Genomic DNA, 18033 nt, shown 5'->3' on the forward strand with positions numbered 1-18033 from the left:
TCTACTGCTCCCCAACCGCCTCTTCCACAATCTCGATTTCCTCGTCGGTCAACCCATACAGCTCGTAGACGATCTCATCGATCAGCTCGTCAGTCCGCTCGATCTTCGCCTCCAATTCGTCGGCCCGCTCAACCGTTTCCATGTAACTCACCAGTCCATCGCGAACGTCATCAACGGCGGGCAACGTCAACTTCCGCAGCCGATCTACCAGCGAGTTCGTCTTCGTCGCCGTTTCACGGAAGCCGGCGAAGCCACCGGCCTCGTCGACGGCGACCGGCACAAACGCCTCAATCAGATCGGCCTCCGTTTCGGTGAGGTCTGTAATCCGCAGCGCTGGCTGTGGTTCGGTCTCCGTGTACGCATCTCTACCCTTCTTACTCGGATCAGGCTTGTACCGTGCTGTGAGTTGGATTTCGACTGTGCTGTCGGACTCACGAACGACGGTAGCCTCGCCAATCTGGAGGTTCGGCTTCTGTTCGGAGGTTTCCTGAAGGATTGAGTCAGCAGAGTCTTCCGGCGGTTGGGTAAAGCCCACATCAGCGAGAATGGAGCCATCAGAGTAGGAGCCGAAAAAATCAAGAAGAGATAGGTTGAGACTATCTAGCTCATCATGATGTTCAGTCATCTTTTTTGATAAGAAAGAGAGAGCACGAGGTGGATTGTTAAAAGAGAACTCAGATTTATTTTCAATATAGTTATTATATTGCTCTTCAAGATATCCTCTATCTCCTTTTTGTTGGAGAGAGGAAATGTCACAATCCGGTATTGGGATAGGCTCTAAATATGATGTCTTAAACCTTCTAAAATCCCCTCTCAAAATTGAACTTGTATGGTAGATATAGAACCAAGTTGTAGAACTGTTTAGTATAGCCGTCAAGAAATTACGCTTCTGACTGGAATTATCCGTTGGAACGATTGAATAGCCAGTGTCTCGTACATAAATTCCTCCAAATTTATCTATAGTAAATTCTGATTGCTGGCAGACATCAGGTACAACAATTTTTGGCGATTCAAATACTCGCTTATTTCTTGGACACCACAATGAGTACCACTTCGGGTAATTCATTGAGGCAGTACCTCGATTAGCTAACCTATCTCGGAATTCAGAAAGGTATTTAAATACTGATGGTGCGTTTGTTTTCAGAACCGGTTCTGGGATTTCCTGGGTACCATCGTCAGTAGTTCGATATGGGTAAATGACGGCTACATCTGAATTTGGAGACACATATCTCTGAATTTCATCACCATCAATCAGTGGGTGCACAATTTCGGATTCAACTTGATATGTCTCTCCATTAGCAGGAGATTGGACTACAAGTTGATCCTCACCTCGGCTCTGAATTTCTACAAACATCACTTCATTATCGCCTGAAACAATACCTTCCGAGATATGTTTTGTATGCTCTTCCAAAGGCACCCCATTCTTACGCATTTTTGACATTGCTTGTCGTTCCATGGGGCCGGTGAGAACCCACCCGTCCTCATTAAGTTCACTCACGGGGATTTGACTGGATTCAAATTTTTCGATCGATTCCTTTCCAGAATCCAGGTCACGGACTTCCCTGTAGCTGAGAGTGTCGCTGGTTCCCAAAAACAGGAGACAAGTGTAAGTAGTTGCTCCATCAAACACTTGTTGCTGACTAAAGTCTACAATTTCTTCAATACCGTCCCGATGAATCAAGAACTCTCGAAGTCCCTTGCCTGCTTGCGAATCAAAGAATTTGTTCGGAAGGATGTACCCTAACCGGTTCCCTTCAGCGAGGACAGATCCTCTCTCAACAAAGAGAGCATAAAGATCGAATCTACCTGTAGCAGACTGATATTGTTCACCAGCGTATTCGGCTAACCGTTCATTATTCCGTCGTATATTCTGAATCTTAACATATGGAGGATTCCCGACCACCGCATCAAACCCAGCCCCGTCCAACTTCGACCCATCTTCCCCGAAGAACACCTCGGGGAACTCCAGTTCCCAGTGGAAGAAATCCTCGTCAGCAGCCATCGCCTGCGCCGTCCCAAACCAATCTTCGCCACGAATCTCAGCCCACTCAGCTTCGTCCTCAATCGCCCCGGCCATATCCTCGTACACGCCGTTGGGCACGTCCAGCCCGAATTGCTCGGCCGTGTGCACGTTTGCGACCTCGAACAGTCGCTGATACAGCGGGTCCTCCCGAATCTCACCATACAATTCTTCCATGGACTTGATGTCTGCCAGCTCGTCGTTGTCGATAGCCAGCAGGTCCTGCATCAGGTCCATCACATGCTCAAGAGTCTGCTGTCGGGCCCGAGCAAACGCCTGCCCGAGCGTTAGCTGGCCGCCGTTCTCTTCGATATCGTCACTCAACACCTCCGTAATATCCGAGCCCACCAGCGAGTTCCCGGTCTTCAAATGATGATCTAGGAACGCGAGTGGCTTGTCAGCGGCCAGCGTCTCCAGCCACATCGAGAGCTTCCCCAGCTCGACCGCCATGCCGTTCACGTCGACGCCGTAGATACATTCCTTCGCAATCTCGCGGCGCAACTCCTGTTCGTCGTAGCCCTGGATCTCCTGTTCGCGAACGACCTCCATCACCTGCTCGGTCAGATACCCGGTCGCACTCGTGAGGAAATGCGCCGACCCCATCGCCGGGTCCAGAATCTTCAGATCCAGCACTTGCTGCCAGAACCGCCGGAAGTACTCGGTTTCACTCGGCTCCAGCCCGTCGGCTTCCAGCTCCGATTTGATATCGTCCAGCAGCGGGTCGACCGTTTCCTCGACGATATAGCTCACCACATAGTCGGGCGTGTAGTACGCCCCGGTCGCTTTCCGCTCGCCGTCGTCGTTCACCACGTACAGTTCGCCTTGGTCGACCGTCTCGACAGCGTCAGCCACGCTCACTTCCGTCGCTGGCTTCCACACCTGCCCACCGTCTTCGGCGACCGCTGCGTACTGCTCCGGCGCAATCCGGAACTCGTGTTCAAGCAGCCCCTCGTAGATACTCCCCAGGTGTCGCGTGTCCAGGTCGGCGTAGTCAGCGAGCACGAATTCGCCGTCGTCGCCCTCGGTCGTCCCGAGCCGATAGATCACTTCGGCGATGTGCCGATCCGACACCTCGTTTTCGGCGAGGAATGCGTGACTGTCGTCGTCGAAGAGCCCGCCGTTGTAGGGTGGAATCCCCAGTGACTCCTCGCCTGCGTCGACCAACCCGAATAGGTTCTCCAAGCGATTCCACATCCGCGTTGCGTGGCCGCTGTAGTCCTCGAAGCTATCGCCGGACTGGATATCCTCGTGAATGTCGGCCCGCAGCTGGTCGAGGCTGAAGTGTTCCTCGTACTCGTCTTGGGCATCGGGATCGTCGGGATGAATCAACCCCCGTGACTCGGCGTACAGCACGAACATCAGCCGATACAACAACACCAGCGACTGCTCTTTCAGCTCCGCCCGTGCGTCCTCGTCGTCGGGATCGATATCGAGATCGTTCGTGTGGATGAACCCTTCGCCAAGCACCCGTAGCGCGGTGAAGACGTTGTCCTGCAGGTCCTCCCCGAGTTCCTGGGCGGCCGTTTCGCTCTCGTTCCAGACCGTATCCAGAAACGACGTGCCTGCCGTCTCACGGAACGCTTCGGGCCGGAAGAACGCATAAAAGTACTTGAACGCCTCCAGGTCACCCTCCTCCAGCAGTTCCGGGAGGTTCACTTCGTAGTAGGTCTCGGTCGCGTAGTCTTTGGTCCCATAGAGCCGCCACTGTTTGCCGTTGGTCAGGACGCCCCAGGCAACCCGCTCGGGCGTGTGCTCCAGATAGTATTTGATCTGGTGTGAGGCATCGCGATAGGAGCGCTGTTCGCTAAACCGCTCCGTGAAATCGGCGTCCCACTGCTTGGCCTCAAGCACAGCTGCCGACAGCCCGTACATGCCCTCGGTGTTGCCGTCACGTTTCTGACGCGCCGCATCCCGGCGGGCGTCAGCAGACTCGAAGAGCAAGCGGTCGTTGTACCCGCCGCTGTCCGGGAGTGTCGTCTCCTGCAGTGTATCGAAGCCAAGGATATCGAGTACTTCGTCGATCCATGCGCCCAGCAGTTCGTCTTCGTTGTACGACGGTAGCAGGTCGCCTTCGGCTTCCCAGAGCGCCTGGAGGTCTTCGAAGGCTTGCGCCGCTTCGGCGTCGCACTCCCAGTCGTCCAGATCAGCGACCCGTTCGTCGAGATAGTAGCCCGCAAAGAGGTCAGAATTCCGGTAGGGGGACCCGAGTGTGGCCTGACTCATAGGTGAATACTCTAGACGGTAGCAGGTACGCTAAAGAACCTAGGGGAAGCGAACGGTGCCGCCCTCCGGCAAAAACTGACAAGCAGTAGATGGAAGCGGCGCTGCAAAGCCGATGCTGTCGGGCAGGTGTCGGCGACTAACCAACAGCGGTCCGGTATCCCGCGAAGTGTTGGTTAGCTCTGCTCATGTCGAAATCTTTGCCGCCGCTGCGAGTCGTGAGAGGATTCTGCTCACTACGCTGTGGATGTCCACTCATCCCAGCTCGAAGAAGTACTCTCGCATGGGCCAAAGTTTATGACGAAACAATTTTCGAGAGAATCCAGTCCTCCTGAAAGGTGTCTTGGCTACAGCAAAACTGCCTGTATAGACGGTTTACCCGCCAATTTCAGAAGAGCAATTGTATCGCGCCAGCTACCAGATCCTGAGTGTGCTATACTCAAACCCGCAGACGGCGGCGCTTGACCGTCTATGGGGCATACTTTTAGTACCAATCACACGCACATCTGAGATACGTTCACGCGAAAGACGGGCTGACGCCCGCCAGCGACACTCTCCTACTCGAGCAACCCCTGGAGAGTCATCGCTATCACTCGTGAGCGTCACCCAGTGTGCCCGCGACCAACCCAGACACTGGCGCACCCGTCAGCCACTGGGGTATCCCGCCACCGGACACAGGATCATACGACCTGCAGTTCTGTGTCGCCGTTAGTGCGGGAGATCGGTACCATCAGCTACAGCTATGCGCTACGCTACGACCACCACGTCGCTCGCATCGCCCGCTCAATCCGTCGTCAACACCATGGAGGGAACATGAACAGCGACCAGTACGAACTCCTCGCGAAGACCACGCTCGTCGTCGCGAATCTGCTCGGCGCTGTTGTCGTCCTGACTCAGCTGTACGACCTGCCGAAGGCCGACCTCCTCGGGGTTCTGGTTGTCGCGACGATCGGCTTCTCGACGGTCTCGACGATGGCGTGGATGTCGCGGTGATCGTTTCGTTCGAATTGCGATGTTCTGTCGATGACTCGCTGGCAGGCGGTAGACGAACTCCAGCAGGCCGGTGTGTCGGTGTTCGTCTCGATGTCGCCGCACATACCCGACGATGGGTGAAGACGACGTTCACGAGCTACTCAGCTACTTTAGAGCGCTCGGTGAGGCTGTCGTCTTCCACGAACCAATCAACCCGAGGGGCCAGAACTTCCAGCAGTGTCTCACTGCCGCCAAAGAAGCCGGCTACGACGACGTTGTCACCGAACTCCAGCAGATGCAAGACAGTCATCAGTACTGGGTTGAGTACGCCTTCGAACAGTTGAACACAGTCCAGCAGGTCGCAACGCGCTTCGACGGCCTCGAAGTGCATTCCTGGCCTGATGATGAGCTGGTGCGCTCGACGAGCGGCCAACTGCGGTCGAAGCTCAACGCGATGCAACAGGCCGTCTCACCAGAGTCGTTCTCTGACCGTGCGCCAGACACACCGCCAGAACAATCCGAGTTAGCCCGGGACGGTGAGTCCATAGAGCATCTCATCTGACTGCCTATCAGGCACCGCGTCAGGGTCCGAGGGATTGACGTTGCAGCCGACGCCGTCCCAAGCGGAGTATCAGCACGTGGCGGGAACGGTCTAAAAGCTTCTAACCAACAATAGCTCACCAATACTCCTGACTGTTGGTTAGCAGAGAACCGATTGGCTTCTGACCAATGTTTACTTCTCACGCTTGTACAAGAAATACTCGCTCAGTAGGTGTGCGTACCGACCGGACATCGATTTTTGAAACAAGTCGCAATGAGGCTACGAAATTATTCGGACGACTCTGTGCCAAGGATCGCGAGTGTCCCATCGTTTTGAATGACTACATGGCAGCCAGAGGCGGTAAATCTGGTGAGAATGGGATTTTCGTTGCATGCACACGGTTCAGCGAATAGCGCGTCGAGCGCATCAGGATCCACCGAATTATAAAGCGGTTCTAACGCTGTCGGTTCCACCTCTCTGAATTCCGCAATTGCTCGAACTGTTTCCTCCGAGGGTGTGTCAGTAGCGGAGAATCGCGTATACACACCTTCGTGTTCAGAGTCGTCCTCAGGTTCTGTATCGTCGTTTCTGGTATCCATGTTTCATCTCAATTATTGGTCGGTCACTTCGAATCGCACGGCTTTCGGAGAGAGTGACATCCCGCGTAGCGAATCGAGGGTGCCGTTCTCCTCTGTGATCACTCCTTTCACCTCGAATGACAGCGGCGTCTCGCCATCTGTATCTACGTTAACGTGGGTGAGTTCGAGGTCTGCGCCGTTATCCAGGCTGACTTCGATTTCGTACGGGGTGCCGTCCCCGCCAGGATTGGTAGCCATGAGTCACGTAACTTGTTGCGGAGTGCATCGTTACTCTGTGATGCGTCCCGCGTAACGGCTACGCGAAGAGAACAAAGTGCCATGACGCTGACCGGGGAACCCGGTTCAAGCGGCCCTCAATGATTGGGGCGCGGACACACAGTGCGTAATAAGCGTTCCGTATATGATACAGAGTAGCATGGGTAATGAACTTGGTGGTATCTGCATCCACCCCACTCCACTCATGCGACTACACTAGCGAGAAGAGAAACTCGCACGGGGAGGAATCGACTGCTGAATACATCCCCTGTACTGACCGTCCCGCTCATGAACTACTCACCCAAGGCCGCCCGCTCTTCCTGGGCGTCGACGGCGACGGTGTGGGATAGAGCGCTAACCAACAAACGAGGAAGACTCCCCAAGACTGTTGAATAGCCAACTCTCAATCTGCGTTCTGACCGTCGTCTGTAATGCAGTTGTGTCCCCCCGAAACATCTGCTTAGTCCGAGTCTTCACCCACCGTGGACAGCACAGTACGGACAGTGTTCGTTGACAACCCTCTCATACAACCGCTCACAATTTGGGCATCTCAGCGTGTTGCCCGGCATTGTCAGGGCGACGAACGGTCTACTTAAAGCCGTTATGCATGAGTTGTACCAAGACGAATGGGGCCCCACGTCCAACTCCAATGAGAGGGGGCCAGACCGGACTCTCGGTCCATGCTTCACGGTCACAGTCTAGTATCTGCCTGTCCGGTTCAGCTGGGAATATGTCCCAACGCGATGCGTTCTGGCTCGGAGCGCGTCTCAGAGACCGCTTTATTCTCCATCTTAGCACCGCTCTCTCAGAAGTACAAGCCTCTGTTGATGAGTGAGATTGAACTCCAGGACGATGCCGCAATACGTTGCCTACCCGTGGGGGGTACTGGGACGGATATCAATCATCGTCGAGTGCCTCCAACGCGTTTTGCAGTGCCTCAAGACACTGATCAAGCTCTTGGGAAACGTCGGATTGGTCCACTTCTTCCTTGGCAAGCCGAACCTGCTTATTTGCTTCCTGTAGTCTGTTTTTCACTTCCATCAATCGGGAATTCAGCCTGCTGCCATTAATATTACGGGGGCTCACACTGGGTCTGGTGAAAGGAACTGGTAGAGAGTGGGTGACGAACTGGAATAGTGCTTGGAAAGTTTCACAGTGAGACCACGTTCTCCTCGTTCCGTGTTGAGCAATCAATCTAGCGAATCGAGGAATACTCTAAGTGCTTGGTAGGGGTGTCCGGAGTCGTGTAGTGTCTTCGCCTCATCTACGATTTCAGGCGGGAACATATCAGAAGAAACAAAATCTTCAACAAGTCTGGCAACCTCTTGCTCATCTGAAATCCATTCAGATCGGGCTACGTCGTTGTCTGGATTCTGGTTTCTCTGCATGCTACCATTTCGCATAAAATTATCAGCCACGTCATCATAAATCTAGTCCATGATATAAATTCCAGACTGTCCCGGCCGCGAGGTTCCACACTCAAGGCTGACCGCTTTTTCTTGGCGTCGACGGTGAGGGGCGACACATTGCTGGGACAACCGCGGGTTTGCCGTGGCTGTTGTTGCAACTGACGTGACACTGAGGTAGTGTGTTAGCCGAGACGCCTTTCGAGGCGTTCGGAGAGAGGTTCAAGTAGACGTGTTTGGCGGGCGGTTGGTGTCAGGATAGTTCCTCTACCTCGACCGTACCACTGCTATCGACTGTGATAAGATATCCAGCGAACTCGAACGTCACAAACCCGTCTGTGTCTCGAAACAGGCGGTCCAGCGCATCTGGATCGACAGCTGCATAGAGTGTCTCGTTTAGTTCAGGAATCGGAACACCCGTTGCATCCGAGATGGCTCTTAGTACCGCGCGGCTGAGCTTGTGAGAACTATTATTTCCCGTCATACGCCTCTTCTCTGGTTCCCACTTATCATAGCCAGTCGCCGGGCAAGACGCTATCGTTCGTTGCAAGGAGGTCCAGCGTGGGACGTATTTGGTCGAAACTGGATCCCCGGCGGACTTCCCAATTCTGGATATCCCATTCGATCACACCAATGTTGACCAACTTTGGTAGGTGGTGGTGGTATAATTCCACTATACGGGCCTGCTCAGAAGACGAGTCATCTCTCGCAGTTAGCTCTGGCACTTGTATCGACTCTTGGGTTAATAGCGCGACCAGTATGCGCCGCCGCTCGACATTACCCAATGCTCTGAAGAAGTCATCAGACCCCACCAGTCCGGGTTGTCGATTCATAGTTGAGCCATTGAGCAGAACAGCATAACTGTAACTTATATTTGCATAAATAATATACAAATAAAAATTGATTAAAAGTGCGTCTTACACGCCAATCAGTAGCGAGCGAAAAATTCCAACTGCGCGCAAGTCCAATCTCAATCGATCACTCGCTGGCAAACCGAATTGACTATTTATAATTTCCAGTTTTTACTGGAAATTTGAGAGTATAGTATCTTAACGGGAGAATTATATCGCCATTAATATACATTGTGGCCACATTAATCTATCATGACCGAGCGGGCACCAATACAAGCAGACCATGCAGATCCACAGACCATCCTTAACCGGACGGGTGATGGCTTCTTTGCGCTTGATAGTTCTTGGCGGATTACGTACGCGAACGCTGAAGGGCAGGACATTCTCCAGACGAGCATGCGTGACGACCTTGAGACCATTGAGGGGCGGAATCTTTGGGACTCGATTCCAGATTCACGAGAGTCGGTCTTTTTCGACGAATTCACCGAAGCGATGGCAACACAAGAGCCAGCCGCGTTCGAAGCACACTATGCACCCGTCGATGCGTGGTTCGAGGTTCGAGTATTTCCCTCAGAATCCGGTCTATCGATCTATTTCCGTGATATATCCGATTACAAGGAGTTAGCACAAAAACGACAGGATAGCCTCTATGCGCTCCAGCAACTCTATTCTATCTCATCCGATGGGTCGAAGGATTTCACCACGAAGACGAGGGAGTTGCTCGCATTGGGAAGTGAGTATCTCGGGCTCCCGAATGGATTTATGACGAGGATCGAACAGGGAGAACAGTACGTCGTCCACTCATCGGCAACGCACCCCGAAGTACAGGAAGGCAGTTCTTGTCCACTTGACGAAGCCTACTGCAAGCGTACAATCGAACTCGATACATTGATGACTGTCGTCAACGCCTCTGACGAAGGCTGGAAAGACGATCCGGCGTACGACCGGTTCGAGTTCGAGACGTACATCGGTGGTCGACTTTCCATCAACGATGAGCTATACGGGACGCTTTGCTTTGCGGATACGAGCTCTCATCCAAGCGGGTTTACAGATACACAGCGGACCTTCGTCGAACTACTCACACGATGGCTCGGATACGAACTCGAACGGAAGCAGGCTAGAGAACAGCTCATACGGGAGCGTGATCGCCTTGATGAGTTCGCACAGGTGGTTTCTCATGACCTCCGAAACCCACTGAATACGGCCACCGCCCGCATCGAGTTACTGCAAGAGGACACGGACAGTGAACACCTACCATCGATAGAGGACTCGCTCTATACGATGGAAGAACTGATCGATGACCTGCTCACACTGGCACGTGATGGACAGAAGGTCAAGGAGACATCAGCAGTCCAGTTATCCCAGGTAGCACGGACATCGTGGAATCACGTCGAAACCAACGACATTGAGATCACTGTTGCAGCCGGCGATACAGCTATTTTTGCCGACCCGCCGCGTCTGCAACAGATCTTCGAGAACCTCTTTCGGAATGCAACTGAACACGGTGAAACAGTGGGAGAGATTGAAGTCGGGCTTCTAGACGACAAGCCCGGGTTCTATATCGCAGATGATGGCCATGGAATCCCCACAGGAGAGTACGAGCAGGTTTTTGAACCGGGCTACACGACACAAAACGATGGCACTGGGTTCGGCCTGAACATCGTCGAGAACATCGCTTCAGCACACGAGTGGGAAATCGCCGCCACCGAATCAACGACGGGCGGGGCACGGTTCGAGGTCAGCGGTGTCGAGTTCGTCGATTCCAACCCACCCTGAGACAAAAGTGGCCAGGTAGGCGGTCGGCTGGCGACAAGGCTGCGAGCCACAATCCCTATGGCGTGAACTTTCACCAGTGTCTCAACGCCGCTAAGCAAGCCGGTACGATGATGTCGCACGTGTGCCAGCCGAAAGCGTCGAAACGGAAACCGACGACCCCGTGGAAAAGCGCATCCGGCACACCCACCAGCTGACAGATGATGACGAAATGCTTTACCACTGTCCTGAAGCACTGCAGTTCGTCTACGCTAGCGAGGAATAGCGCCCCGACAAAGCTTATTCGTACGAACTGCCCCGTGCAACAACCTCAGCGAAGGCAACGTTTTCTCCAACGTCGGTAATCTCCACAGTAACGCGCTCTCCAACCTCAGTGTCAGGAACGATTACTACGAACCCTCGCTCAACACGCGCGAGTCCGTCACCCTGGTCGCCGAGATCTTCGATATCGACGGTGCGCTGTTCACCTTCGTTGACCGGCGGTGTCTGTGACCTGGGTTTGCTTTCCGACTGTGTCCTGTTCTGTGTGGAGTCACTATCTGTCGAGTACGAGAGCAGTGCAACGCGATACATTGCACCGGCCTGCAGAGAACCAGTCTGTAGTTCCTGTTTGGGCACTTCAATCACATAAGAGTCGTTGCGCTCTTCGACAGTACCAGCAAACAAACAGCGTAGTTGAGGCGGAATATCCATCGTCATATCGTACGCAGTGTACGTCTTCAGCAGCATTTGAGTCTATGGTCTATGACTTGGTCCAGCGCTCTCGTTGGAGCCTCTAGGCGACGCCTCATATCGGTTGCTCCGTTCCATCAGTCCCGGCTTCGGTTCATACTTTCGCGACTGTCGTCGTCGTGCTCCAGTCACCGAACTGCCTCTCCCAGAACGGCCCACTGCCTCTGAGAGCGGTTACAAGAGCCACAATAGCGACACACAAACTCACCAGGAACTGACTCTCCCACAGCTGGGCTCACAGGGGCAGGTGTGGTACATAGTATTCCATAGCGCTATACACTAATGTCTCGATTAGTAGGTTTATACGCCTTGAGAACGGTATTCTAGATATGATTCAGCGGGTGTGGGAAACGGTCAAACAGTACTTTGAGTCGGATTCGGAGAACCACGCCGCAGTTGATGCGTGCATAGAATGTGGGGACCCATCGTTCCCGGGCGCTGGCCGGTGTGCTGATTGTTTGGACAACTAACGAAACCGGTCCTCTGGGGTGCTGTTCCTCACTTGTGACAGCAGCGCCAGCACCCAAGAGATGCAGTATAGCGTCCGGTTCCAGTATATATTCATGCTGTAGTCTGGCAAACACTTATCCTCGACGCCGGTCGAGTTCTGCACGGAAGGAACACTGTCACGCGCTCCTTCCATCCCCTTCCCATGCCCGACGACACACACAGTCTCGGTCGCTGTCCAAACTGCGATGAGCGCATCACGAGTCCGTGGGTGCTGGTCGAATACGAGCGAGACGATGGGACAGACGGAATCTGGGCGGAGTGTCCAACGTGTGAGGACGTCGTTGCGCCAGAGTAGTGCTACTCTTCTAAGTCGCCAGTTCAGCGAGTCCCAATAGGGATTCATCGACGGTGTCAGTCAGGTCTGTGGCGGTGAACTCGGATCGCCAGCCACACCGAACCCTCTCCCTATAGAGAATCCTATAGGCTTTGCTATATCCCATTCTCAACAGGTGTCTGACGTAGATTTATGCCTACAGAGTATCCTATAGGAACTACTATAGCCACATGACAGCGACACTACGCGCCGCCGCGTTCCTCGATAAGGGCGGCACTGGGAAGACAACCACAACGGCCCATCTCGGCGTCGCACTTAGCGAACAGGGCCACGAGGTTCTCCTCATCGATCTCGCCGGGAAGCAAGGCGACCTCGCGAAGCACTTCGGCGTCTGGGGGCAGTACCGAGACCAGATTGACGCTGATGAGGCATGGCCGAACATCAGCACGGTCTTCGACGATGCCTGGGACACCATCGCCGGGAAGCTCGGTGACGACGCCGTCGCTGATCTGGTTATCGCAACCGATGAGGGACCGGACCTCATCCCCGCCCACCCAGGGCTGGACACGCTGGATGCCGAACTCGGGAACATCGACGACGCTCGCGAGCGCTACAGTCGGCTCGAACAGTTCCTCGACGAGTATGTCGATCCGCTCTCGTACGATGTCGTCCTCATCGACCTGCCGGGTATGACCAACAACGTCTCCTACAACGGCCTCTGGGCGGCACGGCACGTCATCACGCCGGTCGAGATGGGGCCGTTTGAAGCCGAGCAGGCGAACGCTCTCCGCGAGGACCTCGAGAAAATCGCGGAGAACTTCGAAGTTGACATTGAGCTCTCGCTGGTTCTCCCGAACAAGGTCGACACGAGAACGAATCTCGCCGAAGAGTATCTCGAATCGTTCCAGGAAGCGTATCCCGACGCGATTGCGCCGGCCTACGTCCCATACTCACAGGATATCCGCAATGCTGCCGAGAGTGGCGAGACGGCCTTCGCGATAGCCGAGCCATCGACCACAGCCGGCCGGGCCCGTGACGCCTATCTGGACGCCGCAAGTGCCCTCGTCGAACAACTGGAGGGTGAGACCGATGAGTGACGACCCCGACCTCGAGGACCTCAAAGCACAGACGTCACAGGGCGACCGGCTGGACTCTGCAGCGAAAGAGATGGACCGACAGGACCTCGTCGACGATATCGTCGACGAACTCGAGGCCATCGACGCCGGCGACCAGCAGAAGACTGTCAGTGTGTGGGATGGCCAACTCGCCGCGTTCATTCGAGCGCTCGAGGCCAACCCCGAACATCTGGATGCGGTCGGCAACGGCCTCCAGGAACAACTCGATATCCAGAAGACCGAAACTGATCGAAGCTCGGTTCTTCGGCTGGCGCTGCGGGTAGGCTTCCAGGAGGCAGCCCCAGAGCAGTTCGAAGCCGTCCGCGAGGCGGTGCGAAAGCAAGCGACGAAGGGCCTATAGCGTTCCCTATAGGAAATGCTGTAGAAATTACTGTATAATATCCTATAGCGATTGCTGTAGGCCCTCGAGAGATTTCATATATCCAGATATGGTTTATTTAAGCCCAGGAAGGAACACAGCCTTCCACGAATTGGTCTATAGCGACAGTACTGATGCGAGTACCACCTCGTAGGTCATTCTCATAACGCCCGCACCAAATCCGAAGCCGATGAATGAAGCCAGAATAGAAACGTCATTATGAATCTCCCCCTCTCCATCGGTGAGAAGGGCTAATCCAATTAAGCAGCCTGTCCCGAGGCAAATGGTTCCACCAGTGAGAAATCCGAGCCATGCAAAATACACGTCTCCAGTTATCGATAGAAACGGATATGATGGCGACCAAAAGCCCAATTGTAGGAGAACAAATCCTCCGATGAGATAGAGAAAAAACACACTCATTACGACTAGTGTCATCGGAAATGATAGCTGGATTCCGATTAGACAGACCCGTTCAATAAATTCCGCAACCCGAGCACTGGCCGAGCGTTTCGGCGAAGTGAATTCATCAGAACTAGATGGTGGACTCATAGATCAACTTACTTGTTTGATTTATTTTTGCGGTTGACCTGCCCATCTTCAATCGAATCCCATAATCAGCGAAGGGTCAGTATCTGTCTTTGTGCAAACAGTATTTAATATTGGGTGCTTCCCGTAGGTCTCCATCCTATATTTATATCAAGCCCCTGTATGACAGTTTGGTGTTTGAGTTTTGACTGCTGGAACGGAATTGCTCTCTCTTGTCGTAATCATTTTAGGACTTGGTGTTCTGGCCCAGATCCTCTCGGACCGCCTTGAGATACCGAGCGTGTTGTTCCTGATTCTGGCTGGGATCGCTGTCGGTCCAGAAGGATTCGATCTCGTCGGCTTGGAATCATTCGGCGGATCCGAATCACTCTCAGCCATCGTTGGGCTCTCTGTCGCGATCATCATTTTCGAGGGGGCGTTTCATCTGAAACTTGATAAGCTACGTCAGGCCCCCCGCGAAGCTTTTCGACTGGTGACACTCGGGGCAATGTTCACACTCATTGGTACCGCTGCTGTTGTTCGATTCGCCCTCGATGTCCCATGGTCGCTGTCCTTTCTGGTCGGTGCTCTCCTCATCGCAACTGGTCCGACGGTGATTACACCAATTTTGAATGTTATTTCGGTCCGGGATCAAGTCGGAGCTGCGCTTGAGACAGAGGGGATCGTCAATGACGTTACGGCTGCGATTCTCGCCGTAGTTATTTTTGATTTAGTTGTCGCCGGTGGGAGCAGCCTTCCGCAGCTTCTCGGGTCGTTTGTTTCCCGGCTCGGAATAGGTCTCCTCGTGGGGGTCGTCACAGCAGCAATAATTTGGTATCTGCTCAAATACGTCGACCTAACGCCGTCCAATGCGGTACAGAATGCGCGGTTGGTGGTGTTGATCGGCGCGATTGCGACGTTTGGCATCGCCGAAGCCCTTGCACCAGAAGCGGGAATCGCCGCCGTCGCGACTTCCGGTGTTCTCCTCGGAAATGCAGATCTGCCATACGAAGCTGAGATTGAAGCGTTCAAGGGAGACATCACGCTGATCGTCCTCTCGTTCGTGTTCATTTCGCTGGCGACCCTGTTGACGTTCGACGAGCTTGCTTCGCTTGGGATAGGCGGCCTCGTCGTTGTCGTCGCGGTGATGCTATTGATTCGACCAATAGCTGTCCTGGCCTGTACCTACGGAACGCGGTTCACGTTCCGTGAACAGCTGTTCATGAGCGCGATCGGGCCGCGCGGGATCATCCCTGCGAGTGTGGCAACGCTCTTCGCACTTGAGCTGCAAGCGACGAATCCCCAACAGGCGACGGTTCTCGTCGGCACGGTCTTTCTGGTCATCCTCGCGACGGTCGTTGTCGAAGGTGGCTTTGCCCGACATATCGCACAAGCACTCAACGTAATACCCATGCGAGTCATCATAGTTGGCGCTGGCCGGGTCGGTCGCGGCCTCGCCGAACGATTGGAGGACAGGGGCGAAAACGTCGTCATCGTCGATATCGACCAGCAAGCCGTTGAAACAGCACGGAGTGCTGGATTCACCGCCCATCACGGTGATGGGACCGATACGAGTGTTCTGCAGAGCGCCGGGGTCGAGAATACTAAAATCGTCGCTGCAGCAACGGCTAACGACGATGCGAACCTGCTCATCGCACAGCTTACGAATTCGAAGTTCGATGTCGAGACCGTCATTGCTCGGGTGAACACGCCGGGTAACGTCGAAGCATTCGAGGAACTCGGGGTCAGTGCGATTTCGGCCAACGATGCAATCGCTCACGAGATGGATAACGCGCTCGAGCGGCCGGCACTCTCAGAATGGATGACTGAGCTCGGTCGAAGTGGTGACGTCCAAGAAATCGAAGTGACGGCCGATAAGCTGATTGGCAAGTCCATCCGAGAGCTCGACGATTACCTCCCGGATGGCGTTTTGATTGCACTCGTCAGCCGTAATGGGGACTCGCAGATTCCCGAACCGGATCTGACGCTTCAGCACGGTGATCACCTGACGTTCGTCGGACGGCGGGACGCCGTTCACAGCGCGATTCAGCAATGCCACCCTCAGTGAGGTGTTTCCGAGAAGCAAGCACGGCGGAGTGCTTGTTTTTCACCGAATCCCTCGATAGAGGACGTACGTGACGAACACACCGAGATATACGATTGCGAGTGTCTCGGTAACTAAAGATCGATTCAGAACAATAACCAGACCGATAACGAGCGGACCAAGCAGCAGCAGTGAGTCGAAGACCCGGTCGTCAGCCCCTGCCTCGAACACAGTCGAGACAATTGGGATGTCGCCCAGTTTCATTGGTAGAGCCCTCCACGCTTGAAGATCGTCCGGAGCATCACGAGCACCGGAATGATCTCTAGCCGTCCGATCCACATGTGGAAGAGGAATGCGATTTTCCCAATCGCTGGGAGCGACTCAGGACCGGTAATCCCCGACGAGAGGCCCACGTTTCCTTGGGCACTCGCAACCTCGAACACTACGTTCGCGAGCGAGTACTCCCCCGACGGCAGCGTGAGCAACAGGAGGAACGTCCCCACGACAAGGAACGTGCTCCAGAGGACGACGATAATCGCGGCCTCCATGAATTCGCGGCTCGCCTCTTTCTCGTTCAGTCGCCGGCCGTTGATTTCCAGTCGCCGGACGGCGCTCTCGGGGTAGAAGACATCCGCAATCTGGTAGCGAATCCCCTTCACGAGCGTCAGTCCCCGAATTAGTTTGATGCCGCCCGCGGTCGATCCGGCTGCGCCGCCGACGAACATCCCGAAGGCGACTGTGAGCTGGGCGTACGATGGCCACCGGCCGAGCGCGATGTTCGTCGCGTCGACGGCGGTCTGGAACCCAGTACAGGTCGCCGCCGAGACGAACTGGAATAGCCCGTACCGGAGGGCCGCGAACGGCGTTTCGTAAGGACCGGCGAAGTAGAGGAACGCCCACAGCAACGCTGACCCGACACCCATGTAGCCGAACACCCACCGTGTTTGTAAATCCGAGTAGAAGTTTCGCAGGTCGCCCTGGAGGATGAGGTAGTGGACGGGGAACGCGATGCTCCCCAGCAGCATGATCGGGATCAACACGAAGTCGATCGCGACGCTGTCGTAGGTCGCAATCGAGTTGTCCGTAATCGAGAAGCCGCCGGTCGCGAGCCCAGTCATTCCGTGGTTGATAGCCCCCCAGATCGGCATCCCCGCAAGCCATAGGGCGAGGATCGAGCCGAACGTGAACAGGATGAAGATCCACCAGATCGTCCGAACCGTCGAGACGATGCTCGGGTGGATTTTCTTTGAGCGAGCCTCGCTCTCGTAGAGCGTCAACGAGCCGCTCCCGGGGCGTGAGAGGATGGCCGTTGTCAGAACGATCACGCCAACGCCGCCGATCCATTCAGTGAACGTTCGCCACCACTGCAGCGTCCGCGGCAGCACCTCCTCGTTGTCGGTCATCGTGAGACCCGTCCCGGTGAAGCCACTCATACTCTCGAAGATGGCGTTCAACGGCTCGGTGAATGCCGCGAGGGTCGCCGTCTGCGCCGGCGTCGTGAACCCCGGGACGCCGAGCTGGACGCTCCAGGCAATCAACAGGAATGGAAGTGAACCGAAGATGCCCACGGAAAACCATCCCGACGCGGCGACGATCATCCCGTGGAACCGACCGGGAGCTTCCGCACCTTCGAATCGCCGATAGAGTACCCACCCAATGCCGAGCGGAACGAAGGCGGAGACGAGGAGCGCCGGGAGGGCGAAGTACTCACCCCAGACGATCGGCAGGACGAGCGAGATGAGCATCAACCCACCGAGTGCTTCCAGGATGCGTCCGAGGTCCCGGCCGACGGTCGCGACAGCCCCGTTCATACGTTC

General features: G+C 54.9%; 16 protein-coding genes and 1 pseudogene. 8 read left to right on the plus strand and 9 right to left on the minus strand.

The window, feature by feature from the left end; translation table 11 throughout:
• Position 1: 1 nt before the first annotated feature.
• On the minus strand, positions 2–4243 hold the full coding sequence (locus ACOZ4H_RS20235; protein ID WP_424331067.1) for an Eco57I restriction-modification methylase domain-containing protein: 4242 nt from the start codon (positions 4241–4243) through the stop codon (positions 2–4).
• A gap of 810 nt (positions 4244–5053) precedes the next feature.
• Between ACOZ4H_RS20235 and ACOZ4H_RS20240 the strand changes: the two genes are divergently transcribed.
• A complete protein-coding gene (locus ACOZ4H_RS20240; RefSeq protein ID WP_424331068.1) occupies positions 5054–5233 on the plus strand; it encodes a hypothetical protein in 180 nt (59 codons plus the stop codon).
• Positions 5234–5263: 30 nt separating this feature from the next.
• Positions 5264–5774: pseudogene (locus ACOZ4H_RS20245) on the plus strand (radical SAM domain-containing protein).
• A 266-nt stretch (positions 5775–6040) separates the two neighbouring features.
• On the opposite strand, the gene ACOZ4H_RS20250 reads toward ACOZ4H_RS20245, so the two are convergent.
• From ACOZ4H_RS20250 to ACOZ4H_RS20270, 5 genes are all read right to left on the minus strand, one after another.
• A complete protein-coding gene (locus tag ACOZ4H_RS20250) occupies positions 6041–6352 on the minus strand; it encodes a HalOD1 output domain-containing protein (protein ID WP_424331069.1) in 312 nt (103 codons plus the stop codon).
• Positions 6353–6364: 12 nt separating this feature from the next.
• Positions 6365–6589 (minus strand): hypothetical protein, encoded by a 225-nt coding sequence (locus ACOZ4H_RS20255; RefSeq protein WP_424331070.1) that lies wholly within the window; start codon positions 6587–6589, stop codon positions 6365–6367.
• A gap of 1208 nt (positions 6590–7797) precedes the next feature.
• Complete coding sequence (locus ACOZ4H_RS20260) at positions 7798–7995, minus strand: hypothetical protein (RefSeq protein WP_424331071.1); 198 nt, start codon at positions 7993–7995, stop codon at positions 7798–7800.
• Between the two features lie 271 nt (positions 7996–8266).
• Positions 8267–8497, minus strand: coding sequence for a HalOD1 output domain-containing protein (locus ACOZ4H_RS20265; RefSeq protein ID WP_424331072.1), 231 nt, complete (start codon positions 8495–8497; stop codon positions 8267–8269).
• Positions 8498–8522: 25 nt separating this feature from the next.
• Positions 8523–8846: a DUF7344 domain-containing protein gene (locus ACOZ4H_RS20270; RefSeq protein ID WP_424331073.1), complete on the minus strand. Its 324-nt coding sequence runs from the start codon at positions 8844–8846 to the stop codon at positions 8523–8525.
• A 270-nt stretch (positions 8847–9116) separates the two neighbouring features.
• Here ACOZ4H_RS20270 and ACOZ4H_RS20275 point away from each other — a divergent pair, with 270 nt between their 5' ends.
• Both ACOZ4H_RS20275 and ACOZ4H_RS20280 read left to right on the plus strand, forming a co-directional pair.
• Entirely contained in the window at positions 9117–10640 is a 1524-nt protein-coding gene (locus tag ACOZ4H_RS20275; protein ID WP_424331074.1) for an ATP-binding protein, read from the plus strand.
• Between the two features lie 121 nt (positions 10641–10761).
• Positions 10762–10902: a hypothetical protein gene (locus ACOZ4H_RS20280; RefSeq protein WP_424331075.1), complete on the plus strand. Its 141-nt coding sequence runs from the start codon at positions 10762–10764 to the stop codon at positions 10900–10902.
• Positions 10903–10916: 14 nt separating this feature from the next.
• Here the strand turns inward: ACOZ4H_RS20280 and ACOZ4H_RS20285 are convergent, their stop codons facing one another.
• Complete coding sequence (locus ACOZ4H_RS20285; protein ID WP_424331105.1) at positions 10917–11330, minus strand: TRAM domain-containing protein; 414 nt, start codon at positions 11328–11330, stop codon at positions 10917–10919.
• Between the two features lie 691 nt (positions 11331–12021).
• On the opposite strand from ACOZ4H_RS20285, the gene ACOZ4H_RS20290 reads away from it, so the two are divergent.
• The 4 genes from ACOZ4H_RS20290 (at position 12022) to ACOZ4H_RS20305 (ending at position 16240) form a co-directional block, all read left to right on the plus strand.
• Positions 12022–12174 (plus strand): hypothetical protein, encoded by a 153-nt coding sequence (locus ACOZ4H_RS20290; protein WP_424331076.1) that lies wholly within the window; start codon positions 12022–12024, stop codon positions 12172–12174.
• Positions 12175–12383: 209 nt separating this feature from the next.
• Positions 12384–13250 (plus strand): ParA family protein, encoded by an 867-nt coding sequence (locus ACOZ4H_RS20295; protein ID WP_424331077.1) that lies wholly within the window; start codon positions 12384–12386, stop codon positions 13248–13250.
• The gene (locus ACOZ4H_RS20300) at positions 13243–13629 is read left to right on the plus strand and encodes a hypothetical protein (protein ID WP_424331078.1); all 387 of its coding nucleotides are present in this window, start codon (positions 13243–13245) and stop codon (positions 13627–13629) included. Before ACOZ4H_RS20295 ends, ACOZ4H_RS20300 begins: the two co-directional genes overlap by 8 nt.
• A gap of 748 nt (positions 13630–14377) precedes the next feature.
• Positions 14378–16240: a cation:proton antiporter gene (locus tag ACOZ4H_RS20305; RefSeq protein ID WP_424331079.1), complete on the plus strand. Its 1863-nt coding sequence runs from the start codon at positions 14378–14380 to the stop codon at positions 16238–16240.
• Positions 16241–16279: 39 nt separating this feature from the next.
• Here ACOZ4H_RS20305 and ACOZ4H_RS20310 read toward each other — a convergent pair whose 3' ends face one another.
• Together ACOZ4H_RS20310 and ACOZ4H_RS20315 are read right to left on the minus strand one after the other, a co-directional pair.
• Positions 16280–16480, minus strand: a complete 201-nt coding sequence (locus tag ACOZ4H_RS20310) for a hypothetical protein (protein WP_424331080.1) — start codon at positions 16478–16480, stop codon at positions 16280–16282.
• Entirely contained in the window at positions 16477–18027 is a 1551-nt protein-coding gene (locus tag ACOZ4H_RS20315) for a TrkH family potassium uptake protein (protein ID WP_424331081.1), read from the minus strand. Before ACOZ4H_RS20315 ends, ACOZ4H_RS20310 begins: the two co-directional genes overlap by 4 nt.
• Positions 18028–18033 lie beyond the last annotated feature (6 nt).

Source organism: Haloarcula amylolytica (assembly GCF_049705545.1).
GTDB lineage: Archaea > Halobacteriota > Halobacteria > Halobacteriales > Haloarculaceae > Haloarcula > Haloarcula amylolytica_B.